The 19,362-nt window shown below is 66.9% G+C and carries 16 protein-coding genes; 7 read left to right on the top strand and 9 right to left on the bottom strand.

The features are described 5' to 3' along the window. Window positions 1–49: 49 nt before the first annotated feature. The 5 genes from secF to queA form a co-directional block, all read right to left on the bottom strand. On the bottom strand, window positions 50–1,030 hold the full coding sequence (secF, locus tag DI041_RS01645; protein ID WP_136639954.1) for a protein translocase subunit SecF: 981 nt from the start codon (window positions 1,028–1,030) through the stop codon (window positions 50–52). A 15-nt stretch (window positions 1,031–1,045) separates the two neighbouring features. Beyond that, a complete protein-coding gene (gene secD, locus DI041_RS01640) occupies window positions 1,046–2,902 on the bottom strand; it encodes a protein translocase subunit SecD (protein WP_046983659.1) in 1,857 nt (618 codons plus the stop codon). Between the two features lie 61 nt (window positions 2,903–2,963). After that, window positions 2,964–3,308 carry a preprotein translocase subunit YajC gene (gene yajC / locus DI041_RS01635; RefSeq protein ID WP_012510769.1) on the bottom strand — a complete coding sequence of 115 codons (345 nt, stop codon included), beginning with the start codon at window positions 3,306–3,308 and terminating at the stop codon, window positions 2,964–2,966. Window positions 3,309–3,442: 134 nt separating this feature from the next. After that, on the bottom strand, window positions 3,443–4,573 hold the full coding sequence (tgt, locus tag DI041_RS01630; RefSeq protein ID WP_136639955.1) for a tRNA guanosine(34) transglycosylase Tgt: 1,131 nt from the start codon (window positions 4,571–4,573) through the stop codon (window positions 3,443–3,445). A 126-nt stretch (window positions 4,574–4,699) separates the two neighbouring features. Further along, on the bottom strand, window positions 4,700–5,767 hold the full coding sequence (gene queA, locus DI041_RS01625) for a tRNA preQ1(34) S-adenosylmethionine ribosyltransferase-isomerase QueA (protein ID WP_046983657.1): 1,068 nt from the start codon (window positions 5,765–5,767) through the stop codon (window positions 4,700–4,702). Between the two features lie 210 nt (window positions 5,768–5,977). Between queA and DI041_RS01620 the strand changes: the two genes are divergently transcribed. Continuing rightward, on the top strand, window positions 5,978–7,474 hold the full coding sequence (locus tag DI041_RS01620; RefSeq protein WP_136639956.1) for an aminotransferase class III-fold pyridoxal phosphate-dependent enzyme: 1,497 nt from the start codon (window positions 5,978–5,980) through the stop codon (window positions 7,472–7,474). 190 nt (window positions 7,475–7,664) lie between these two features. Continuing rightward, on the top strand, window positions 7,665–8,258 hold the full coding sequence (locus DI041_RS01615; RefSeq protein WP_136639957.1) for an LOG family protein: 594 nt from the start codon (window positions 7,665–7,667) through the stop codon (window positions 8,256–8,258). Window positions 8,259–8,277: 19 nt separating this feature from the next. On the opposite strand, the gene DI041_RS01610 is transcribed toward DI041_RS01615, so the two are convergent. After that, complete coding sequence (locus DI041_RS01610; protein ID WP_046983655.1) at window positions 8,278–11,118, bottom strand: bifunctional diguanylate cyclase/phosphodiesterase; 2,841 nt, start codon at window positions 11,116–11,118, stop codon at window positions 8,278–8,280. 247 nt (window positions 11,119–11,365) lie between these two features. Here DI041_RS01610 and DI041_RS01605 point away from each other — a divergent pair, with 247 nt between their 5' ends. The 5 genes from DI041_RS01605 to DI041_RS01585 all read left to right on the top strand — a co-directional run bounded on the left by DI041_RS01605 (window position 11,366) and on the right by DI041_RS01585 (window position 15,528). Then, on the top strand, window positions 11,366–11,884 hold the full coding sequence (locus DI041_RS01605) for an RNA polymerase sigma factor (RefSeq protein WP_229298213.1): 519 nt from the start codon (window positions 11,366–11,368) through the stop codon (window positions 11,882–11,884). Then, a complete protein-coding gene (locus DI041_RS01600) occupies window positions 11,881–12,861 on the top strand; it encodes a hypothetical protein (RefSeq protein WP_046983653.1) in 981 nt (326 codons plus the stop codon). The genes DI041_RS01605 and DI041_RS01600 overlap by 4 nt, the downstream gene beginning before the upstream one ends. Before the next feature lie 40 nt (window positions 12,862–12,901). Beyond that, complete coding sequence (locus tag DI041_RS01595; RefSeq protein WP_046983661.1) at window positions 12,902–13,498, top strand: IMPACT family protein; 597 nt, start codon at window positions 12,902–12,904, stop codon at window positions 13,496–13,498. After that, window positions 13,491–15,263: an ABC transporter transmembrane domain-containing protein gene (locus DI041_RS01590; protein WP_046983652.1), complete on the top strand. Its 1,773-nt coding sequence runs from the start codon at window positions 13,491–13,493 to the stop codon at window positions 15,261–15,263. The genes DI041_RS01595 and DI041_RS01590 overlap by 8 nt, the downstream gene beginning before the upstream one ends. 70 nt (window positions 15,264–15,333) lie before the next feature. After that, window positions 15,334–15,528 (top strand): hypothetical protein, encoded by a 195-nt coding sequence (locus DI041_RS01585; protein ID WP_046983651.1) that lies wholly within the window; start codon window positions 15,334–15,336, stop codon window positions 15,526–15,528. 265 nt (window positions 15,529–15,793) lie between these two features. Here DI041_RS01585 and DI041_RS01580 read toward each other — a convergent pair whose 3' ends face one another. From DI041_RS01580 to DI041_RS01570, 3 genes are all read right to left on the bottom strand, one after another. Then, window positions 15,794–16,918 (bottom strand): prephenate dehydrogenase, encoded by a 1,125-nt coding sequence (locus DI041_RS01580; RefSeq protein WP_136639959.1) that lies wholly within the window; start codon window positions 16,916–16,918, stop codon window positions 15,794–15,796. Next, on the bottom strand, window positions 16,915–17,823 hold the full coding sequence (pdxY, locus tag DI041_RS01575; RefSeq protein ID WP_136639960.1) for a pyridoxal kinase: 909 nt from the start codon (window positions 17,821–17,823) through the stop codon (window positions 16,915–16,917). The genes DI041_RS01580 and pdxY overlap by 4 nt, the downstream gene beginning before the upstream one ends. A 303-nt stretch (window positions 17,824–18,126) precedes the next feature. Then, window positions 18,127–19,326, bottom strand: coding sequence for an MFS transporter (locus DI041_RS01570; protein WP_136640021.1), 1,200 nt, complete (start codon window positions 19,324–19,326; stop codon window positions 18,127–18,129). Between the last annotated feature and the right edge of the window lie 36 nt (window positions 19,327–19,362).

Genomic DNA, 19,362 nt, shown 5'->3' with positions numbered 1-19,362 from the left:
AAAAACCCCGCTTGCGCGGGGTTCTCTGTGTGCTGCATGCAGTAGGTGCCTACGGGCGACGGGCCAATGCCTCGACGTCCTTCGCCTTCGGCAGCAGGTCCTGCTTGCTCACGCGCAGGAAACCGATCGTCAGCATCGGCACCGCCACCAGGATCGAGGACAGCACGACGATCACCGCGCCGATCATGTGCGTCTCAGCCAGGCCTTCCATCGAGCTGCCGCCGTACATGTACAGGGCAAGCGCTGACAGGAAGAACATCACAGCCGTGATCACCGTACGCGACAGCGTCTGGTTGATCGAACGGTTCAGCACTTCCATCGAGTCCACGCGCAGGCTGCGGAAGTTCTCGCGGACGCGGTCGAAGACCACGATGATGTCGTTGATCGCAAAGCCCATCACCGACAGCAGGCCGGCCAGCACGGTCAGGTCGAACTCACGGCCCAGCAGGGACACATAAGCCACCGTCACGATCAGGTCGAACATCGCCACGATGCTGGCGGTGACCGCGAACTTCCATTCGAAGCGCACCGCGATGTAGATCAGGAAGCCGGCCAGCATGAAGATGGTGGCGTACAGGCCATTCATCGCCAGGTCCTTGCCGATCTGCGGACCCACGAACTCATTGCGCAGCACCGTAGCCTGGTTGTCAGCGGTGGACAGCGCCTTCACTACGGCCGCGGCGGTGGCCTTGTCCTCGTGCGCGGCATCGCCGGTGCCCGGGGCGTGCTCACCGTGCGGGGCCAGGCGGATCAGCAGATCGGTGTTGCCACCAACACTCTGTACCTGGGCGCCGTCGAAGCCACTCTCTTCGAGCTTGGTACGGACCTGCTCGACGTCCACCGCCTTGTCGAAGCGGGCTTCGATCAGGGTGCCGCCGGTGAAGTCCAGGGCGTAGTTGAAGCCCTTGAAGCCGATGATGGCGATCGAGGCCAGGAACACGATGATCGTGACGACCATCGCGACATGGCGCCAGCGCATGAAGTCGATCTTGGTGTCGTTCGGGAGGATGTGCAGCGGAAACAGTTTCATGTGCGTGTCGTCCCGTCAGATGGCCACGTTCTGGAGCTTCTTGCGGCGGCCGTAGATCAGCGTCGCCAGTGCACGCGACACGGTGATCGCGGTGAACATGGAGGCGAAAATACCGATGATCATGGTCAGCGCGAAGCCCTTCAGCGGACCGGTACCGAATGCGAACAGCGCCACACCGACGATCAGGCCGGTCAGGTTGGCGTCGAGGATGGTGCCCGAAGCACGTTCGTAACCGGTCACGATCGCGGTCTTGCCCGGCACGCCGGCACGCAGTTCTTCACGGATACGTTCGTTGATCAGCACGTTGGCGTCGACCGACAGGCCGACCGACAACGCCAGGCCGGCGAAGCCCGGCAGGGTCATGGTCGCACCGAAGAGCGACATCACCGCGACCACGATCAGCAGGTTGAACAGCATCGCGATCGAGGTGATCACACCGAACATGCGGTAGTAGACGCTGAAGAACACCAGGGTGAACAGGAATGCGAACACGACCGCGCGCATACCGTTCTTGACGTTCTCGGCGCCCAGGCTCGGGCCGACCACGCGCTCTTCGACGAAGTCCATCGGCGCCGCCAGGGAGCCGGACTTCAGCAGCTTGGCCAGGTCCTCGGCTTCCTTCTTCTGCAGGCCGGTGGTCTGGAAGTTCTTGCCGAACACGCCGTTGATGTTGGCCACCGAGATCACTTCCTCGTTGACCTTGAAGCCACGCACTTCTTGGCCGTCAACGACGGTCACGGTCGGCACGCGCTCGGTATAGACCACCGCCATCGGCTTGTTCACGTTGGCACTGGTGAAGTCGAACATGCGCTGGCCGCCGACGTTGTTCAGCGTCACGCTGACTGCCGGGGAGCCACTGTTCGAATCAGTCACCGCCTGCGCGCCGACCATCTGGTCACCGGTGACGATCACGCGCTTGTTCAGCAGGATCGGGCCGCGGCCATCACGCTGCTGGTAGACCTTCGCCTCCGGCGGGATGCGGCCGGCGGTGATGGCGTCCTGCGCGTTGCCCTCGACCACCGCACGGTATTCCAGGGTGGCGGTGGCGCCGATCATGCGCTTGGCTTCGGCGGTGTCCTGCACGCCCGGCAGCTGAACGACCACGCGGTCGGCACCCTGGCGCTGGATGATCGGCTCGGCCACGCCGAGCTGGTTCACACGGTTGCGCAGGGTGTTGATGTTCTGCTCGATGGCGCCGTTGGCGATCTGGGTGATCTCGGTTTCCGGCACGGTCACCGTAATGCGGTTGCCACTGATGTCGTAGCCGAGGGTCGGCTGCGCCTTGACCAGGGCGGCACGGGCGCGCTGCGCGGCATCGTCACCGGCGGACGGGCTCAGGTTGGCCACGATGCTGTTGTCAGCGCGGCGTTCCACCGACTGGTACGGGATGCGCGCATCACGCAGGGTGCTGCGCACGTCTTCGGTGTAGGCATCCAGGCGCTTGTCCAGGGCGGCCTTCTGGTCGACCTGCAGCACGAAGTGCACGCCACCCTGAAGGTCCAGGCCCAGCACCATCGGGCGACCACCGAGGTTGGCCAGCCAGTCCGGCACGGTCGAGGCCAGGTTCAGGGCCACGGTGTAGTTCTCACCGACGGTGTCACGCAGGGCGTCGCTGGCAGCGGACTGCGCCTTCAGGTCCGGCAGGCGGACGATCAGGCTCTCCCCTTCCTTCTCGGCACCAACGGCGTCCACGCCGGCCTTCTTCAGGTCGGCCAGCACACGGTCACGCAGCGCATCGTCGATCTGCCCGCCACGGTTGGCGGTGATCTGGATGGCCGGGTCCTTCTGGTAGATGTTGGGCAGCGCGTACAGCGCGCTGAGCGCCAGTACGATCAGGATGACGACGTACTTCCAGCGTGGAAATTCGAGCATTGCTTGGGTCCCGCGCGGCGCCATCCCCGGCGCCGCGGTTGTGCTTCGGAAAGGGAGTGGCTTACTTGGCCGAATCCAGGGTGCCGGTCGGCAGCACGCTGCCAACAGCGCCCTTCTGCACGCGGATGCGCACGTTCTCGGCCACTTCGATGGTGACGAAGTTGTCGCCGATGTCGGTGACCTTGCCGGCGATGCCGCCGTTGGTCAGCACTTCGTCGCCACGCTTGATCTTCTCCAGCATGGACTTGTGCTCCTTCTGCCGCTTCATCTGCGGGCGGATCATCAGGAAGTACATGATGGCGATCAGGATGACCGGGAACAGCAGCGTGGTCAGGCCCATGCCCTGCGGTTGGCCGCCGGCGGCCTGGGCGTGGGCGGCGGGAATCAGGAAGGCAAGCAGGTTCATCGTTGGTCCTTTGGTTGGGCGGCGCTTCGGCCCTTTCACGGGCACGAGGTGTCGACCGCGGATCTGGGTCAGCCTTGAAGTATGCCACGGCCCCGGGCATTCGTCCTTGGGCCGTTTGGCAGGGGGTGTTCGGGTTACAGGGGCGGCGCGGCCGCCCCGCGTGCCGTGTAGAAAGACTCACGGAAGGCCAGGAAGGTTCCCGCCTCGATCGCCGCGCGGATGTCGGCCATGAGCTTTTCGTAATAGAACAGGTTATGCAGGGTGCCCAGCATCGGCGCCAGCATCTCGTTGCAGCGGTCCAGGTGGCGCAGGTAGGACCGGGTGTAGCCGCCGGTGCAGGCCACGCAGCCGCAGCCCGGCTCGATCGGGTCCATGTCGCGCGCGTACTGGGAATTACGGATGCGAACGGTGCCGAACGAGGTGAAATAGTGGCCGTTGCGCGCGTTGCGGGTGGGCATCACGCAGTCGAACATGTCCACGCCACGTGCGACACCCTCGACCAGGTCCTCCGGCCGGCCCACGCCCATCAGGTAGCGCGGGCGGTCAGCGGGCAGTTCCGGGTCCAGGTGGTCGAGCATGGCGTTGCGCTCGTCTTCGGGCTCGCCCACGGCCAGGCCGCCGATGGCATAGCCGTCGAAGCCGATCGCCTGCAGGGCATCGGCCGAGCGGCTGCGCAGGTCGGTGTGCACGCCGCCCTGGACGATGCCGAACAGGGCCGCGTCGTTGCCGAGCTCGTCATGCGCGTTGCGGCTGCGCTGGGCCCAGCGCAGGCTCAGCTCCATCGAGCGGCGCGCCACATCCTCGGTGGCCGGGTACGGGGTGCACTCGTCGAAGATCATCACCACATCCGAATCGAGCACCTTCTGGATCTTCATGCTCTCTTCCGGGCCCAGGAACACCCGGGCACCGTCGGTTGGCGAGGCGAAGGTCACGCCCTGCTCGGTGATCTTGCGACGGTGGGCCAGCGAGAACACCTGGAAGCCGCCGGAGTCGGTCAGGATCGGGCCAGCCCAGCGGCAGAAGCCATGCAGGCCGCCGTGGTCGGCGATGATGTCCAGGCCCGGCCGCAGGTACAGGTGGAAGGTATTGCCGAGGATGATCTCGGCACCCAACGCACGCACCTGGTCCGGCAGGATGCCCTTGACCGAGCCATAGGTACCCACCGGCATGAAGGCCGGCGTTTCCACCGTGCCACGCGGGAAGGTCAGGCGGCCACGGCGGGCACGGCCGTCGCGGGTCTGGAGCTGGAACTGCAATCGGGACATGGAGCGGTCATTCGGGCAAATAGTCGCCTATTGTCCCCCAAACGCGGCACCTACAGGTAGCGCCGGGCCACGTCCGGCGGCTCTTGGGCCGCACGGCGTGCTCGCCGGGCATGGCCCGGCGCTACCCTACCCCGCCTGCGGGAACAGCAGCATGGCGTCGCCGTAGCTGAAGAAGCGGTAGCGCTGCGCGATCGCGTGCTGGTAGGCATCGAACACGCGCTCCTTGCCGGCGAACGCGGAAATCATCATCAGCAGCGTGCTTTCCGGCAGATGGAAGTTGGTCACCATCGCGTCGACGCTGCGGATGCGGTAGCCCGGGGTGATGAAGATCTGCGTTTCACCAGCAAACGGCAGCAGTTCGCCATCGCGCATCGCGCTTTCCAGCGCGCGCACCACGGTGGTACCGACGCCGATCACCCGGCCGCCGGCGGCGCGCGTGCGCCGTACCTGCTGCACCAGCTCGGCACCCACGTTCAGCCACTCGCGGTGCATCACGTGGTCCTTCAGGTCATCGGCACGCACCGGCTGGAAGGTGCCCGCACCCACGTGCAGGGTGACGTGGCCAAAGTCCACGCCCTTGTCCTTCAGCGCGGCCAGCAGCGGTTCGTCGAAATGCAGGCCGGCTGTCGGCGCCGCCACCGCGCCCACTTCACGCGCGAACACAGTCTGGTAGCGCTCGCGGTCGTCCACACCCGGCTCGCGCTGGATGTAGGGCGGCAGCGGCAGGCGACCGGCATGCAGCAGCCACTGCTCCAGCGATTCCGGCACATGGAACTGCAGCACATAGAACTCGCCATCGCGGCCCAGCACCTCGGCTTCGCCACCGGCATCCAGCGCAATGCGGCTGCCGGCCTTGGGCGACTTGCTGGCGCCCACCTGGGCACGTGCCTGCTGGCCGCCGAGCAGGCGCTCGATCAGGATCTCGACGCGGCCACCGCTGGCCTTCTGCCCGAACAGGCGCGCCGGTATCACCCGGGTGTCGTTGAACACCAGCAGATCGCCCGGCTGCAGCAGCGACGGCAGGTCTCGCACCTGCAGATCGGTGAAGGCGGCGGGGGCTTGCGGCACCAGCAGCAGGCGGCTTGCGGAACGTTCGGCCAAGGGCGCCTGCGCGATCAGTTCAGCCGGCAGGTCGTAGTTGAAATCGGACTTCTTCAAGGCAGTGGGCGGCAACAGGTCGACAATGGCGCGCATTGTACGTCCAGCGTCTGCGAGCCGGCGCGCTTCGCGGCGAACGTCGCGCAAAATGCTGCTATGCAGCAGGTTTCTGCGGGGTTATCGCGCAAAAAAACAAGTGCTAGCATCGAGTTGGAAGTCCGCTGCACGAGCCTGCCCCAAGCGCGCGTGATGACGCGCGTTTTGCTTTTGAAGACCCGTGCGACCCATTGTTTCAGGAGATCTGCAATGAGCTTCATCGAACGTCTCGCCCCCCTGCGCAACCAGCCCGGCACCCGCCTCACCTCCGGCCTGGACGATGCCACCCTGAAGGCCCTGTCCGCCAACCACCCGCAGCTGATCGCCGCGGTGGACGCCGCCGCCGAGGAATTCGCGCGTGTGCAGGCCGACCTGGGGCCGCTGCTGGCGCAGGACGAACAGGCGCAGATCGACGCGATGCAGGACGGCTTCGTCAATTTCTATGCCGATGATGCGGTGACTCCGTACGTGGCACTGGCCGCACGCGGCCCCTGGGTGGTCACCCTGAAGGGCGCGGTGCTGTACGACGCCGGCGGCTACGGCATGCTCGGCTTCGGGCACACCCCGGATGCCGTGCTGGAGGCGATGGCGCGCCCGCAGGTGATGGCCAACATCATGACCCCCAGCCTGTCCCAGCAGCGCTTCATCACCGCGCTGCGCGCCGAGATCGGCCACCGTCGTGGCGGCTGCCCGTTCACCCGTTTCATGTGCCTGAATTCCGGCTCTGAAGCGGTCGGCCTGGCCGCGCGCATCGCCGACGTCAATGCCAAGCTGCAGACCGACCCGGGTGCCCGCCACGCCGGCGCCGCGATCAAGCGCGTGGTGGTCAAGGGCAGCTTCCATGGCCGTACCGACCGCCCTGCCCTGTATTCCGATTCCAGCCGCAAGAGCTACATGCAGCACCTGGCCAGCTACCGCGGCGAGGACTCGGTGATTACCGTGGCGCCGTACGATGAGGCCGGCCTGCGCAAGGTGTTCGAGGATGCCGCGCGCAACCAGTGGTTCATCGAGGCGGTGTTCCTGGAGCCGGTGATGGGCGAAGGCGACCCGGGCCGTTCGGTGCCGCCGTCGTTCTATGCGGTGGCCCGCGAACTGACCCGTGCCCATGGCAGCCTGTTGCTGCTGGACTCGATCCAGGCCGGCCTGCGCGCGCATGGCGTGCTGTCGGTGGTCGATTACCCGGGCTTCGAAGGCCTCGATCCGCCGGACATGGAAACCTATTCCAAGGCGCTCAACGCCGCGCAGTACCCGCTGTCGGTGCTGGCCGTGACCGAGCATGCCGCGCAGCTGTACCGCAAGGGCATTTACGGCAACACCATGACCAGCAACCCACGTGCGCTGGACGTGGCCTGCGCCACCCTGGCCCAGCTGACCCCGCAGGTACGCGCCAACATCGCCGAGCGCGGTGCCGAGGCGGTGCGCAAGCTGGAGCAGCTCAAGGGCGAACTGGGCGGCCTGATCACCAAGGTGCAGGGCACCGGCCTGCTGTTCTCCTGCGAGCTGGCCCCGCAGTTCAAGTGCTACGGCGCCAATTCCACCGAGGAATGGCTGCGCCAGCACGGCATCAACGTGATCCACGGTGGCGAGAACTCGCTGCGCTTCACTCCGCACTTCGGCATGGACAGCGAGGAGCTGGACCTGCTGGTGGGCCTGGTCGGCCGCGCCCTGCGTGAAGGCCCGCGCCGCGAGCAGGCCGCCGCGGCGTAAGCCCCGTTCTTTGTAGAGTCGAGCTTGCTCGACTCTACCGTTGCCGCGATCTGAACGAAGAACAGCCGAGCGCGGCTCGGCTCTACAGACGGCAACCGCGAAGGTCCATAATCCATAGACACCCCGTCCCTGACCGCTCTGCGGTCGGCGATGGGGCGTTTTCGTTTCCGGCCAAGAGACAGGAAGATCCATGAAATCGATCTGTGTGTACTGTGGTTCCAACGCTGGCAGCAAGCCGGCCTATACCGAACGCGCCCTTGCCCTGGGCGACCGCATCGCCCGCGATGGCATGCGCCTGGTGTACGGCGGCGGCAACGTCGGCCTGATGGGAACCGTGGCCAATGCCGTGCTCGCTGCCGGCGGCGAAGTGACCGGCGTGATTCCGCGCCAGCTGGCCGACTGGGAAGTGGCACATCGCGGCCTCACCGAACTGGAAATCGTAGGCTCGATGCATGAGCGCAAATCGCGCATGTTCGACCTGGCCGATGGCTTCGTCACCCTGCCCGGCGGCTTCGGCACCATGGAAGAGATCTTCGAGATGCTGACCTGGCGCCAGCTGGGCATCGGCAACAAGCCGTGCGCGTTCCTCGACGTGGAAGGCTTCTACGCACCGCTGATCGGCATGATCGACCGCATGGTGGAAGAGCGCTTCCTGCATCCGGACCAGCGCCAGGACCTGTGGTACGGCTCGGACATCGAAGAAATGCTGGCGTGGATGAAGAACTACCAACCGGCGCAGGCCTCGAAGTGGATCGACGAGAAGCGTAGCGCCGCCCTGCGCTGAGGCTTCCCTGCGCGGTGGTTCAGACCGCCGCGCAGCCCCACGGTGCCGGCCGCCCCAGCAGGTAGCCCTGGCCGTAGTCGCAGCCGAGTTCGCGCAGCGTCTGCTGCTGCGCCTCGGTTTCGATGCCCTCGCCGATGGTCTCGATGCCCAACGTGCGCGCCAGCGACAGCACGCCCTCGACCAGCGCGCGCGTGCTCTGCACTTCCGGTCCATGCAGACCAGCGATGAAGCTCTGGTCGATCTTCAGCGTGCTGATCGGGAAGCGGTGCAGGTAGGACAGCGCCGAGAAGCCGGTACCGAAATCGTCCAGCTGCACCTGGATGCCGCGCTCGCGCAGGCCCTGCAGGATGCGCAGCGTGTGCGGGCCGTCATCCAGCAGTGCGACCTCGGTGATCTCCAGCCGCAGCCGCTGCGGATCGGCACCGTACGCATCCAGCAGGCCGAACAGCCGGCCGCTGAACTCAGCAGAGCGGAAATGACGCGGTGACACGTTCACCGACACATAGGTGTGCCCGCCTTCGGCCAGGCCGGCGATGACCTGTTCGTAGATCAGCCAGTCGACCTGTTCGATCAGCCCACTCTCCTCGCCCAGCTCCAGGAACGCCCCCGGCAGCAGCAGGCCACGGCGCTCGTGCTGCCAGCGCAGCAGCGCCTCGTGCCCGACCACCTCGCCATCGGAGAGGCGCACGATCGGCTGGTAGAACGGCACGAAATCGTGGTTGTTGATCGCGCGGCGCAGATCGGCTTCCAGGTCGAGGCTGCGCATGGCCTGCTCGCGCATGTCCTCGTCGAAGATCGCGCAGCGGTCATGGCCCTGCGCCTTGGCCCGGTACATCGCGGCGTCGGCATCTCGCAGCAGCTCTTCGCCGGTACGGTAGCGCGGGTTCCACAGGGCGATGCCCAGGCTGCCAGACGGGAACAGTTCGCGGCCGGCGATCCACATCGATTCCTGCAGCGCCAGCAGCAGTCGCTGGCCAAAATCCAGTGCCTGCGCCAGGCCCTGCGGACACTGCAGCAGCACTGCGAATTCGTCACCGCCCAGCCGCGCCACCACATCGTCGGTGCTGGCCATCGACACGATGCGCTTGGCCACTTCCACCAGCATGCGATCGCCTGCGGCATGGCCGATGCTGTCGTTGACCAGCTTGAAGCGGTCCAGGTCAAGGAACAACACGGCGAACACCGGTCCACCCTCGCGACGGGCCAGCGACAACGCATCCTGCAGGCGGTCGAGCAGATGCAGGCGGTTGGGCAGGCCGGTCAGCGCATCGTGCATGGCCTGGTGGGTCAGCCGTTGTTCTGCGCGCAGCCGCTCGCCGATCTGGCCGAGCAGTTTCTCGTTGACCTCGGCCAACTCGCGGGTGCGCTCTTCCACCCGTTTTTCCAACTCGGCATGCGCCGAACGCAGCCGTTGCTGGTCGCGCTGGCGGGCCAGGCCGGTGCCGATGTTCTGCGCGACGAAGGTCAGCAGGCGCTGGTCGTGCACGCTGAAGGTGCTGTTCTGGCTGTAACTCTGCACCACGATCGCGCCGACCACTTCGTCGTCGCGCAGCAGCGGCACGCCCAGCCAGCAATGCGAGCGCGCACCGGATTCGCGCACCTCGCCGTTGGCCAGCAGCGCATCGATCTGCGCGCGCGAAGCCAGCAGCGGCCGCCGGTTGCGTACCACGTATTCGGTCAGGCCACGGCTGAACGGTCGCGGCGCACGGCTGGCATTGTGCTCGTCCACCGAATAGACGAAATCCAGGCCATTGCCCGCCGCGTTGACCAGCGCGATGTAGAAATTGCGCGCGTCGAGCAGGCGCCCCACCACGCCGTGTACCCGCCCGTAGAACTGGGCCAGGCTGTCGGCCGACATCGCCATCTCGGCGATGTTGTACAACGCGGTCTGCAGCTGCTCGGCACGGCGTCGTTCGGCCACCTCGTCCTGCAGGCTGTGGTTGGCGCGCTGCAGCTGCTGGGTGCGCCGCTCGACCTGCTGTTCCAGCCGCACCTGGGCCTGGCGTCGGTCCATCGCGGTCTGCACATGCTGGGCGACAAAACCCAGCAGGGCACGCTCGGACTCACCATAGCGGGCCGCGTGTTCGTAGCTCTGCACCACGATGGCACCGCACACGCGGCCATCGCGCAGCATCGGTACGCCCAGCCAGTCCAGGCTTTCCGGGCCACGCTGCGGATCGTGCTCCTGCTCGACCACCCGCGCCAGCAGCTCGCGTGACGGGCCACTGAGCGGCCTGCCATGGCGCAGCAGCGCCACCGTCAGACTGCGCGGCATCTCGCTGGCGTCATGGCTCTGCGCCGGGTCGGCAACGAAGTCATCGACCTGGTCGGCGAAGTACAGGAACCGGATCTGGTCGCGCACATCGTCGTACTCGACGATGTAGCAGTTCTCGGCGTACATCAGCGTGCCCAGCACACCGTGCACGTGGCGCAGCATCTCGCCCATCTCCAGGTCGGCACCGGCCAGGTCGGCGATCTGGAACAGCGCCTGCTGCAGACGCTCGGCCTCCTCCAGCGCCTTGATCTGTCCCGCCTGGCGGCCGCGCTGCAGGGCCAGCTCCATCGCCTGCCGGGCCAGCCCCCACCACGCCGGCGAGGGGATCGCGCCCTCCACCGACAGCAGCAGGCGCGCACCGTCGTAGTCCCAGCCATGCTGGCCATCGCCGATGCCAGCAGGTACTGCAGGCCGGTCACCGCTGACGGGCGGCCAGCCGCCCTCGCCACGCCCCAGCTGCGGGTCTTCCCAGCCGACCCGGAGCACTGCCGTTTCCGGCAGCAGCGCATGCAGCGCGCGCACCAGCGCCGTGCTCAGCACGGCCTCGTGTAGTGGTTCTTCCGCCGGTTCAGCATGCGTGGACAAATGACAATCTCTTGGCGCCGTCTGTGCGTCGCCTCCCCTGAGCCGCCGAGCATAGCGCGCCACCCGGGGGGCAATGGAAGCCCGCAAACCCCGAATCGTGCGCCCGTACGTTTTTCCTGCCGACCGTAGCCCCTTCCGAGCCATGACCCTCGCCCTTCCCGCCGCCGCCACCGGCTATGCGCCACCGTCTGCAGGCCTTACCCTGTACGCCGTGGAAGCCAGCGCACTGCCAACCGATGAAGCCTTGATGCTGGCCTGGGCCGGTGGCGACCTGCGCGCGTTCGAAAGCCTGTATGCACGCCACCGCAAGCGCCTGTTCGGCTTCCTGCTGCGGCAACTGCGGGACAACGCGCTGGCCGAGGAGATCTTCCAGGATGTGTGGCAGCGGGTGATCAGCGCCCGCGCCGGCTGGCAGCCCGAAGCGGCGTTCAGCACCTGGCTGTTCCGCATCGCCCACAACCGCTTGAACGACCACTGGCGCGCTGCCCGCCACCGCCCCGCCGCGCCGGCCGATGCCGACCTGCGCCTGGCGGCGATCGAGGACGGGCAGACCCCGGAAGCCGAGCTTTCCGAATTCGAACAGCGTCGCCGCATCCAGCTGGCGATGGAGCAACTGCCGCCCGAGCAGCGTGAAGTGCTGCAGTTGCGGCTGGATCAGGAACTGAGCCTGGAGGAGATTGGCCAGATCACCGGCGTGGGCCGGGAAACCGTGAAATCGCGGCTGCGCTATGCGATGGACAAGCTGCGTGCGGGATTGAACGCATGAACCGAAACGACCCCCTGACGCCGGAAGAACGCGAGCTGGCCCAGCTGCTCGGCCGTCGCGCCGAGCAGGCACCGCCGGCCGCGCTGGACGCCGCCATCCTGGCCGCGGCACGTGCCGCCGTGGATGCGCCGTCCGCCGATGCCACCACCTCACCGGACGCGCCCCGCGTGCGGCGCACCCGCCCGCGCTGGCCGGCTGTGTTCGGCATCGCGGCCTCGATGGTGTTCGCGATCGGTATCGCCTGGCAGCTGCGCCCGGAACCGCCGCCGGTTCCCGCCGGCGAAGCCCAGATGGCGGCAGCGCCTGCAGCTGCCGATGTCGCCGCCACTGAGCAGACGATTGAAAGCAGCGCCGCAGACAGCACGGCTGCCGCTGCAGAACCGGCTGTTGCCCCGGCAACACCGGAAGCTGTTGCCGCCCCGGCAGAAGCCATTGCACGCGAGCGCAAGCCAGCACCAGTAGAAGCCACCGATGCACCGGCACCGGCCGCGCGATCGATGGCGGCAGAACCCGCTGCCGACAGCGCCTTCGCTGCACTGCCGCCGCCCCCGGCTGCGGCGCCACCGGCGCCCCCTGCCCCCACTGCCTACTCGGCACCCGCGCCGCTGATGGCGCCGGCTGTCGCCAGTGGTTCGCTGAAGGCACGCTCGGCAGGCACGCCAGAGCCCAACAGCGTCCAGGCCGAACAGGCCCCGGCATTGGACCGGGTAGAGATCACCTCGATGAAGCGCGAAGCCCCCAGCCGTTCCGCACCGGGGGTCATGCGCCGCGGCAGCGATGCTGGCCTGAGTGCGGACACGGTGCAGGCCGAAGTGGCCGCTGACGCCCGGCTGCCACGGCGGCAGTGGCTGCAGAAAATTCGAGAACGTCGCGACGATGGCCAGCGCGACCTCGCCCGCGCCAGCCTGGAGCGCTACATCCAGCAGTATCCGGAATCGCGCCTGCCGCGCGACCTGCGTCCGCTGCTGGACGACTGAGCCGGACCGGGTACTGCAGCAACCCCGTAGAATGGTGGGGATGCCCGATACCCTCGCCCAGCCGGTCAACCACACGCTGGAAGTCAAGCACAGCCGTTTCATCGCCCACGCCGCGCCAATCGACGGTGCGGTGGCGGCGATGGCCTTCCTGCAGCAGGTTGCGGTGACTGACGCCACGCACAACTGCTGGGCCTACCGGCACGGCCAGGACTATCGATCCAGCGATGATGGCGAGCCGGCCGGCACCGCCGGCCGGCCGATCCTGGCCGCCATTGATGGCCAGGGCTTCGACCGGGTGATGGTGGTGGTGACGCGCTGGTTCGGCGGCATCAAGCTGGGCGCCGGCGGTCTGGTGCGTGCCTATGGCGGGGCCGCGGCCGAATGCCTGCGTACCGCGCCGAGGCTGCCGCTGGTGGCCATGTCCCGGCTGCGGCTGCTGGCCGGGTTCGAGGATCTGGGCACCCTGCACGCCACCCTGCCCGTCTTCGCCGCAGAGAAGCGCGATGAACAGTTCGATGCCGACGGCGTGTGCCTGCGGGTCGAATTGCCTGCCGATCAGGTCGACGCATTGAAAATCCGCCTGCGCGACGCCACCCGTGACCGTATCCGCATACAAGACGACGACCAGGATGACTGACAAGGACGACGCCCCCGCTTCGACCCCGCCGCTGCGCCGCCTCGGCAGCCTGCGCACGCTGTGGCCGTTCGTGCGCCGCCACAGTGGCCTGTTCACGGCCTGGCTGCTGGCCTTGGCGGTGTCATCGGCGGCAACGCTGAGCCTGCCACCGGCAGTGAAGCAGATGATTGACCATGGCTTCACCAGTGGCGGCCAGATCAACCGCGCGTTCGCCCTGCTGATGCTGGTGGCGGTAGTCATGGCACTGGGCACGGCGGCGCGCTTCTACTTCGTATCGCTGCTTGGCGAAAAGGTGGTAGCCGACCTGCGCAGCCAGCTGTACGCCCACCTGATCCACCTGGGCGCGGGCTTCCACGACCGCAGCCGCAGCGGTGAACTGGTATCGCGCCTGACGGCAGACACCGAACTGCTGCGCAGCGTGGTCGGCTCGACCATGTCGGTGGCCCTGCGCAGCACGGTCACCGTGATCGGCAGCCTGGCGATGCTGTTCGTCACCAGCCCGCGGCTGGCCGCGTGGTCGCTGCTGGGTATCCCGTTGGCGGTGCTGCCGATCATCATCGGCGCGCGCAAGCTGCGCACGGTCGCACGCAACAGCCAGGACCGCATCGCCGATGCCAACAGCCTGGCCAGCGAAACTCTGGGAGCGGTGCGCACGGTGCAGGCACATGCACGCGAACCGTACGAACGCGGACGCTTCGACAAGGCACTCGTTGATGCCATCGGTGCCGCGCGCCGCCGCATCGGCGCACAGTCGCTGGTCACCGCCAGCGCCATCCTGCTGGTGTTCGGCGCCATCGTCGGCGTGTTGTGGCTGGGCGCGCACGACGTCATCGACGGCCGCCTCAGCGCCGGTACGCTGGGCCAGTTCGTGCTGTATGCACTGATCGGTGGTGGCTCGGTGGGCGCGCTGGCCGAAGTATGGAACGAGCTGCAGCGCGCGGCCGGCGGCATGGGCCGCATCGGCGAACTGCTGCAGGAAGACATCGAGATCCGCGCACCGGCACAGCCGCACGCATTGCCACAGCCATTGCGCGGCGAGATCCAGTTCAACGACGTGGTGTTCCACTACCCTCAGCGCCCTGACCAGGCTGCGCTGGATCATTTCAACCTGCATGTGCGCCCGGGCGAGACCGTGGCGCTGGTGGGGCCATCCGGCGCCGGCAAGAGTACGGTGCTGTCGATGCTGCTGCGCTTCCACGATCCGGCTGCTGGCCACATCTGCGTGGACGGCATCGATGTACGCGAGGTCGATCCGGCCGAACTGCGCGACCAGCTTGCGCTGGTGCCGCAGCAGCCCACCCTGTTCGCGGCCAGCGCACGCGACAACATCCGCTACGGCCGGCTGCAGGCCAGCGACGCCGAGGTCGAAGATGCTGCGCGCGCAGCCGAGGCCGACGGCTTCCTGCGTGCGTTGCCGCAGGGCTACGACAGCGAACTGGGTGAGCGTGGCGCGCGCCTGTCCGGCGGCCAGCAGCAGCGTGTGGCGATCGCCCGTGCGCTGCTGAAGGACGCACCGATCCTGCTGCTGGATGAAGCGACCAGCGCGCTGGATGCGCAGAGCGAGCATGGCGTGCAGCAGGCGCTGGAGCGATTGATGGCCGGCCGTACCACGCTGGTCATCGCCCACCGCCTGGCCACCGTGCTCAAGGCAGACCGCATCGTGGTGATGGACCAGGGCCGCATCGTGGCCGAGGGTACGCACGCGCAGTTGCTGGCCGAAGGCGGTCTGTACGCTGAACTGGCAAGGCTGCAGTTCATCGATTGATGACAGCCGGCTAACACCCGGCGCGCCAAGCTGGCCACGCGTCAGCAACACCTGCTGAAGGAGGTGCACGATGTCGTTCCGACAGTTCCCCGCCGTCGACAGCAATGGCGACAGCCACATCATCATCGAGTTCAAGCCCGAGGCCAATGGCAGCGGGCACAACTCCGAGTCCACGCCGCGCTACGAGCTGGATGATGGACGCCAGCTGGTCCGCAATGGCCGTGAGTTCACCACCAGTGGCGGTGAAGTGCGGCTGACGATCTGAGGTTTGCCGGGCATGGCCCGGCGCTACCGGATCTCGTATCGCCCCGCCCTGATAGGTGTCGACCTTGCTCGTATCGCCACGCCCTGGTAGGTGTCGACCTTGGTCGACACGCTTTTTGCCAAGGGTAGTTGAGCATGGCCCGACGCCATAAAAAGCGTGGTGAATTTTTGACCAACCATCTTGACAGCCTTTCCTGGCAAGGGCTGCAGGCGGTTATCCACACCTTTGCTCAGAAATCATCCACACCGCCTGTGGATGAATATACTCAGCCCAGCACCCGTCCGATGCCGCTGGCGTCCACCTCGGCCGCCGCCAGTGCGATGGCGGCCGGATCACTTCCCGCCACGAAACCGATACGAAAGTGCACTTCGCCGCTTGGAGTGCGCGAGGAATGGATCGAGGCCAGGCTGATGCGATGCTGCTCGAACACGTTCAGCAGCTCACGCAACGAACCTGGACGATCTTCCGGCAGGTGTACCGACAACGCGTTGCGCTCGGTCAGATCGGCCAGCAGGTACCCCACCCGTTCAAAGGTGTAGTTGCCAGCGGCCAGCGCCTGCTCACCGAAGGCATTGTGGTTGGCCGACAGCGACTGCTCGCGGAACGCAGCACGCGCAGTGTCGTCGCCCTGCCCGACCTGTACCTGCAGGGCCTGCAACTGGCCCACCAGGCGCTCCAGCATCGGCGCCACGTAGGGGTTGCCGAACTGGATGTCCTCGTAGATCGCCGGGTTCAGCGAGAGGATGCGCGAGATGATCGCCGTATCCAGCTCGAACGACGCGGAGCGGTACGGCATCATCGCGGCAAGATCTCCCAACTGCGGCTGGTACTGGCGCAGCACGCCGGCCTGGGCCAGATGGGTGGCATGCACCATCGCCTGCACCAGCGCCATCATCTGGTCGTGATGCTGCGGCGTAGCGCGCACGCACTCGGCCTGCAGCGCCGCGCACAACGCGTCGACCCACGGCTGCCAGTGCTGCAGCCGTGCTTCGCAGACCACCATCACCCGGCCCTTCAGGGTCGGCGCCTTGGGCGGAGCGGTCATCGGGTGCAGCCCGACCACTTCGGCCTGCGAGACCAGCATCGCCTGTACCGGCGCCTCCTTTACCGAAGTCACATCCAGCCACAGGCGGTCCCGCTCGCGACCGGCCGATTGCCGCACGTATTCGGCGATCAGCGCCGGCGTGTGCCGGATCGGTGCCGAGAACACCAGCACATCGGCCTGCGCCAACAGCTGCTCCGGCGTATGCGAGGTTGCATCGGCCGGGTCGTGGCCGATCACCTGCAACTGCATGTGCTGCTGGAAGAAGCGGGTCAACCAGCGCCCATAGGCGCCGGCGCTACCGATGATGCCGACCGTGCGCGGCGTGCATTCCTGCAGGCCGCTCATGCCACGCGTTCGGCGCGGAAGCGCGTGCCTTCGGCCAGCGCGGCAGGCGCCGCGGCGATCACGTCGAATTCCTCGAAGCCGTTGTCCAGGGTCGCTTCCAATGCCGCATGAGTACCGGCGATGGCGCGCGAGATCGCCTGCTGCATCGACTCACCGCGCAGCAGGAACGACACCACCAGCGACATCAGCACGTCGCCGGTACCGGCCACGTCCACCGGCAGCAGCGGCGAGGTCCAGCGCCAGGTTTCCTCGCGGCCGACCGCCAAAGTCACCAACTCACCCGGGTTGCCACCCACGCTGTGCGCGATCACCCAGTGCGGACCGCGGTCCAGCAACGTGCGCGCGGCAGCGATGGCGTCAACCTCGGCCAGCGCAGGCATGCCGGTCAGGCGATTCAGTTCGAAGGCATTGGGCGTCACCAGCCAGGCATGCGGCAGCAAGCGTTCGGCGAAGATCGCCTCCAGGCCCGGTTCCACGTAGGGCCCGGTATGGGTATCGCCGATCACCGGGTCCAGGCAGTAGCGCAGTTGCGGGCAGGCCGGCAGGATTTCATCCAGCCAATCGGCGAACGCGGCGCCATTGGCCGTGCTGCCGAAGTAGCCGGATACCAGCATCTTCGCCCGCTGCGGCAGGCCGCGTTCGCGGGTGCCGAGCAGCAGATCGGCGAACCAGTCGGCGGGCAGCACGCGGCCGCGGGTGGTGTCGTAGAACGGCGCATTGCTGAGCAGCACGGTCGGGATCTCCGCCACGCGCACGCCAAGTGCACGCATCGGCGGCAGCGCGGCGCTGTTGCCGGCGTGGCCGTAGACAAGTTGCGACTGGACCGAGATGACATCGATCGGCGAGGGCCCGTCCGGCCGCTGGCGGCGGCCGTGGACCAGGTGGTTATCAAGGGATTCGCTCATGCCCGCATTCTACGCCCGGTGGAGGGTTCGGCAGGGCTGCGCCCTGCACCTGCTTACAGGCCAGATCAACGTCAAAGGCAACAACCGGCTCTGGTCTATCTGCGTATTTGGCGGGGCGGTGTGGGATGGCAGGACACGCCGTAAACCCATCCATGGGGGCTCGATGGCGCCATCCATGGCGCCAACGGTCCTGCCATCCCACACCGCCCCACCCCGCCAACCCACGGATAGCCCGCTTCTGCTGTTGACGTTGACGTTGCTTCGGCAGGTGCAGGGCTGCAAGCCCTGCAAACCTACACTCCCTCAGTGAACAACAGGCCGCGAAGGTGGCAGCCACGCCGCGACAATGCCGAGCAGCGGCAGGAACGCAGTCAGCTGGTAGACATACTCAATGCTGGTCTTGTCCGCCAGCAGGCCCAGCACGGCCGCCCCCAGCCCGCCCATGCCGAACGCGAAGCCGAAGAACAGCCCCGACACCATGCCGATACGGTGCGGCATCATCTCCTGCGCATACACCACGATGGCCGAGAACGCCGAGGACAGCACAAAGCCGATCAGCACCGCCAGCACCGTGGTCCACAGCAGGTCGGCATGCGGCAGCATCAACGCGAACGGCGCCACGCCGAGGATCGAGGTCCAGATGATCGGCTTGCGGCCGATGCGGTCACCCAGCGGGCCACCGAGGAATCCGCCGGCGGCGGAGGCCACCAGGAAGGCGAACAGGTGCAGCTGCGCCTGCGCCACCGGAATGCCGAAGTGGTGGATCAGGTAGAAGGTGAAGTAACTGCCGATGCTGGCCATGTAGAAGTACTTGCTGAAGATCAGCACGAGCAGGATCACCAGCACCCTGGCCACGGTGCGTGGCGGATGGCGCGGGGCCATCGACGCGGTGCTGGCCGGACGCGGTGTACCCAGGTGCAGCGCGTACCAGCGACCGACATAGGTCAGCAATGCAATGCCGATCAGGGCGGCGCCGGCAAACCACGATGCGGCATGCTGGCCATGCGGCACGATTACCGCGGCGGCAATCAACGGGCCCAGCGCGGTACCGAAGTTGCCGCCGACCTGGAACACCGACTGCGCGAAACCATGACGACCGCCCGAGGCCAGCCGCGCGATGCGCGAGGCTTCCGGGTGGAAGATGGCCGAACCAATGCCGACCATCGCCGCCGCCAGCAGCACCATCGTGTAGTTCGGCGCGAAGCCGAGCAGCAGCATGCCGCACAGGGTCGAGGCCATGCCGATCGGCAGCGAATACGGCGCCGGACGGCGATCGGTGGCGATGCCGATCAGCGGCTGGAAGATCGAGGCGGTGAGCTGGTAGGTCAGCGTGATCAGGCCGATCTGGGTGAAGCTGAGATTGAAGCCGCCCTTGATCACCGGATAGATGGCCAGGATCAGCGACTGCATCATGTCGTTGACGACATGCGAGGTAGAAATGGCGGCCAACACGCCGGGAGCCACCGGGCGTGAGGTCGTTTTGGGGGAAGCCAGGGTCGACATGGACACAGTCAGGTTGGGGGCGAGCCACGCATGCTA

It is taken from the genome of Stenotrophomonas maltophilia (assembly GCF_004920835.1).
GTDB lineage: Bacteria > Pseudomonadota > Gammaproteobacteria > Xanthomonadales > Xanthomonadaceae > Stenotrophomonas > Stenotrophomonas maltophilia_AQ.
This window is presented reverse-complemented; position numbering and strand designations above follow the sequence as displayed.

Excerpts from the sequence above, each read along its gene's own strand:
- DI041_RS01590 (WP_046983652.1), top strand. The coding sequence starts at position 13,491 with ATGACTGACAAGGACGACGCCCCCGCTTCGACCCCGCCGCTGCGCCGC.
- DI041_RS01620 (WP_136639956.1), top strand. The coding sequence starts at position 5,978 with ATGAGCTTCATCGAACGTCTCGCCCCCCTGCGCAACCAGCCCGGCACC.
- tgt (WP_136639955.1), bottom strand. The coding sequence starts at position 4,573 with ATGTCCCGATTGCAGTTCCAGCTCCAGACCCGCGACGGCCGTGCCCGC.
- DI041_RS01585 (WP_046983651.1), top strand. The coding sequence starts at position 15,334 with ATGTCGTTCCGACAGTTCCCCGCCGTCGACAGCAATGGCGACAGCCAC.
- pdxY (WP_136639960.1), bottom strand. The coding sequence starts at position 17,823 with ATGAGCGAATCCCTTGATAACCACCTGGTCCACGGCCGCCGCCAGCGG.
- DI041_RS01605 (WP_229298213.1), top strand. The coding sequence starts at position 11,366 with ATGCTGGCCTGGGCCGGTGGCGACCTGCGCGCGTTCGAAAGCCTGTAT.
- DI041_RS01580 (WP_136639959.1), bottom strand. The coding sequence starts at position 16,918 with ATGAGCGGCCTGCAGGAATGCACGCCGCGCACGGTCGGCATCATCGGT.
- DI041_RS01615 (WP_136639957.1), top strand. The coding sequence starts at position 7,665 with ATGAAATCGATCTGTGTGTACTGTGGTTCCAACGCTGGCAGCAAGCCG.
- DI041_RS01595 (WP_046983661.1), top strand. The coding sequence starts at position 12,902 with ATGCCCGATACCCTCGCCCAGCCGGTCAACCACACGCTGGAAGTCAAG.
- queA (WP_046983657.1), bottom strand. The coding sequence starts at position 5,767 with ATGCGCGCCATTGTCGACCTGTTGCCGCCCACTGCCTTGAAGAAGTCC.
- secD (WP_046983659.1), bottom strand. The coding sequence starts at position 2,902 with ATGCTCGAATTTCCACGCTGGAAGTACGTCGTCATCCTGATCGTACTG.
- secF (WP_136639954.1), bottom strand. The coding sequence starts at position 1,030 with ATGAAACTGTTTCCGCTGCACATCCTCCCGAACGACACCAAGATCGAC.
- DI041_RS01600 (WP_046983653.1), top strand. The coding sequence starts at position 11,881 with ATGAACCGAAACGACCCCCTGACGCCGGAAGAACGCGAGCTGGCCCAG.
- DI041_RS01570 (WP_136640021.1), bottom strand. The coding sequence starts at position 19,326 with ATGTCGACCCTGGCTTCCCCCAAAACGACCTCACGCCCGGTGGCTCCC.
- yajC (WP_012510769.1), bottom strand. The coding sequence starts at position 3,308 with ATGAACCTGCTTGCCTTCCTGATTCCCGCCGCCCACGCCCAGGCCGCC.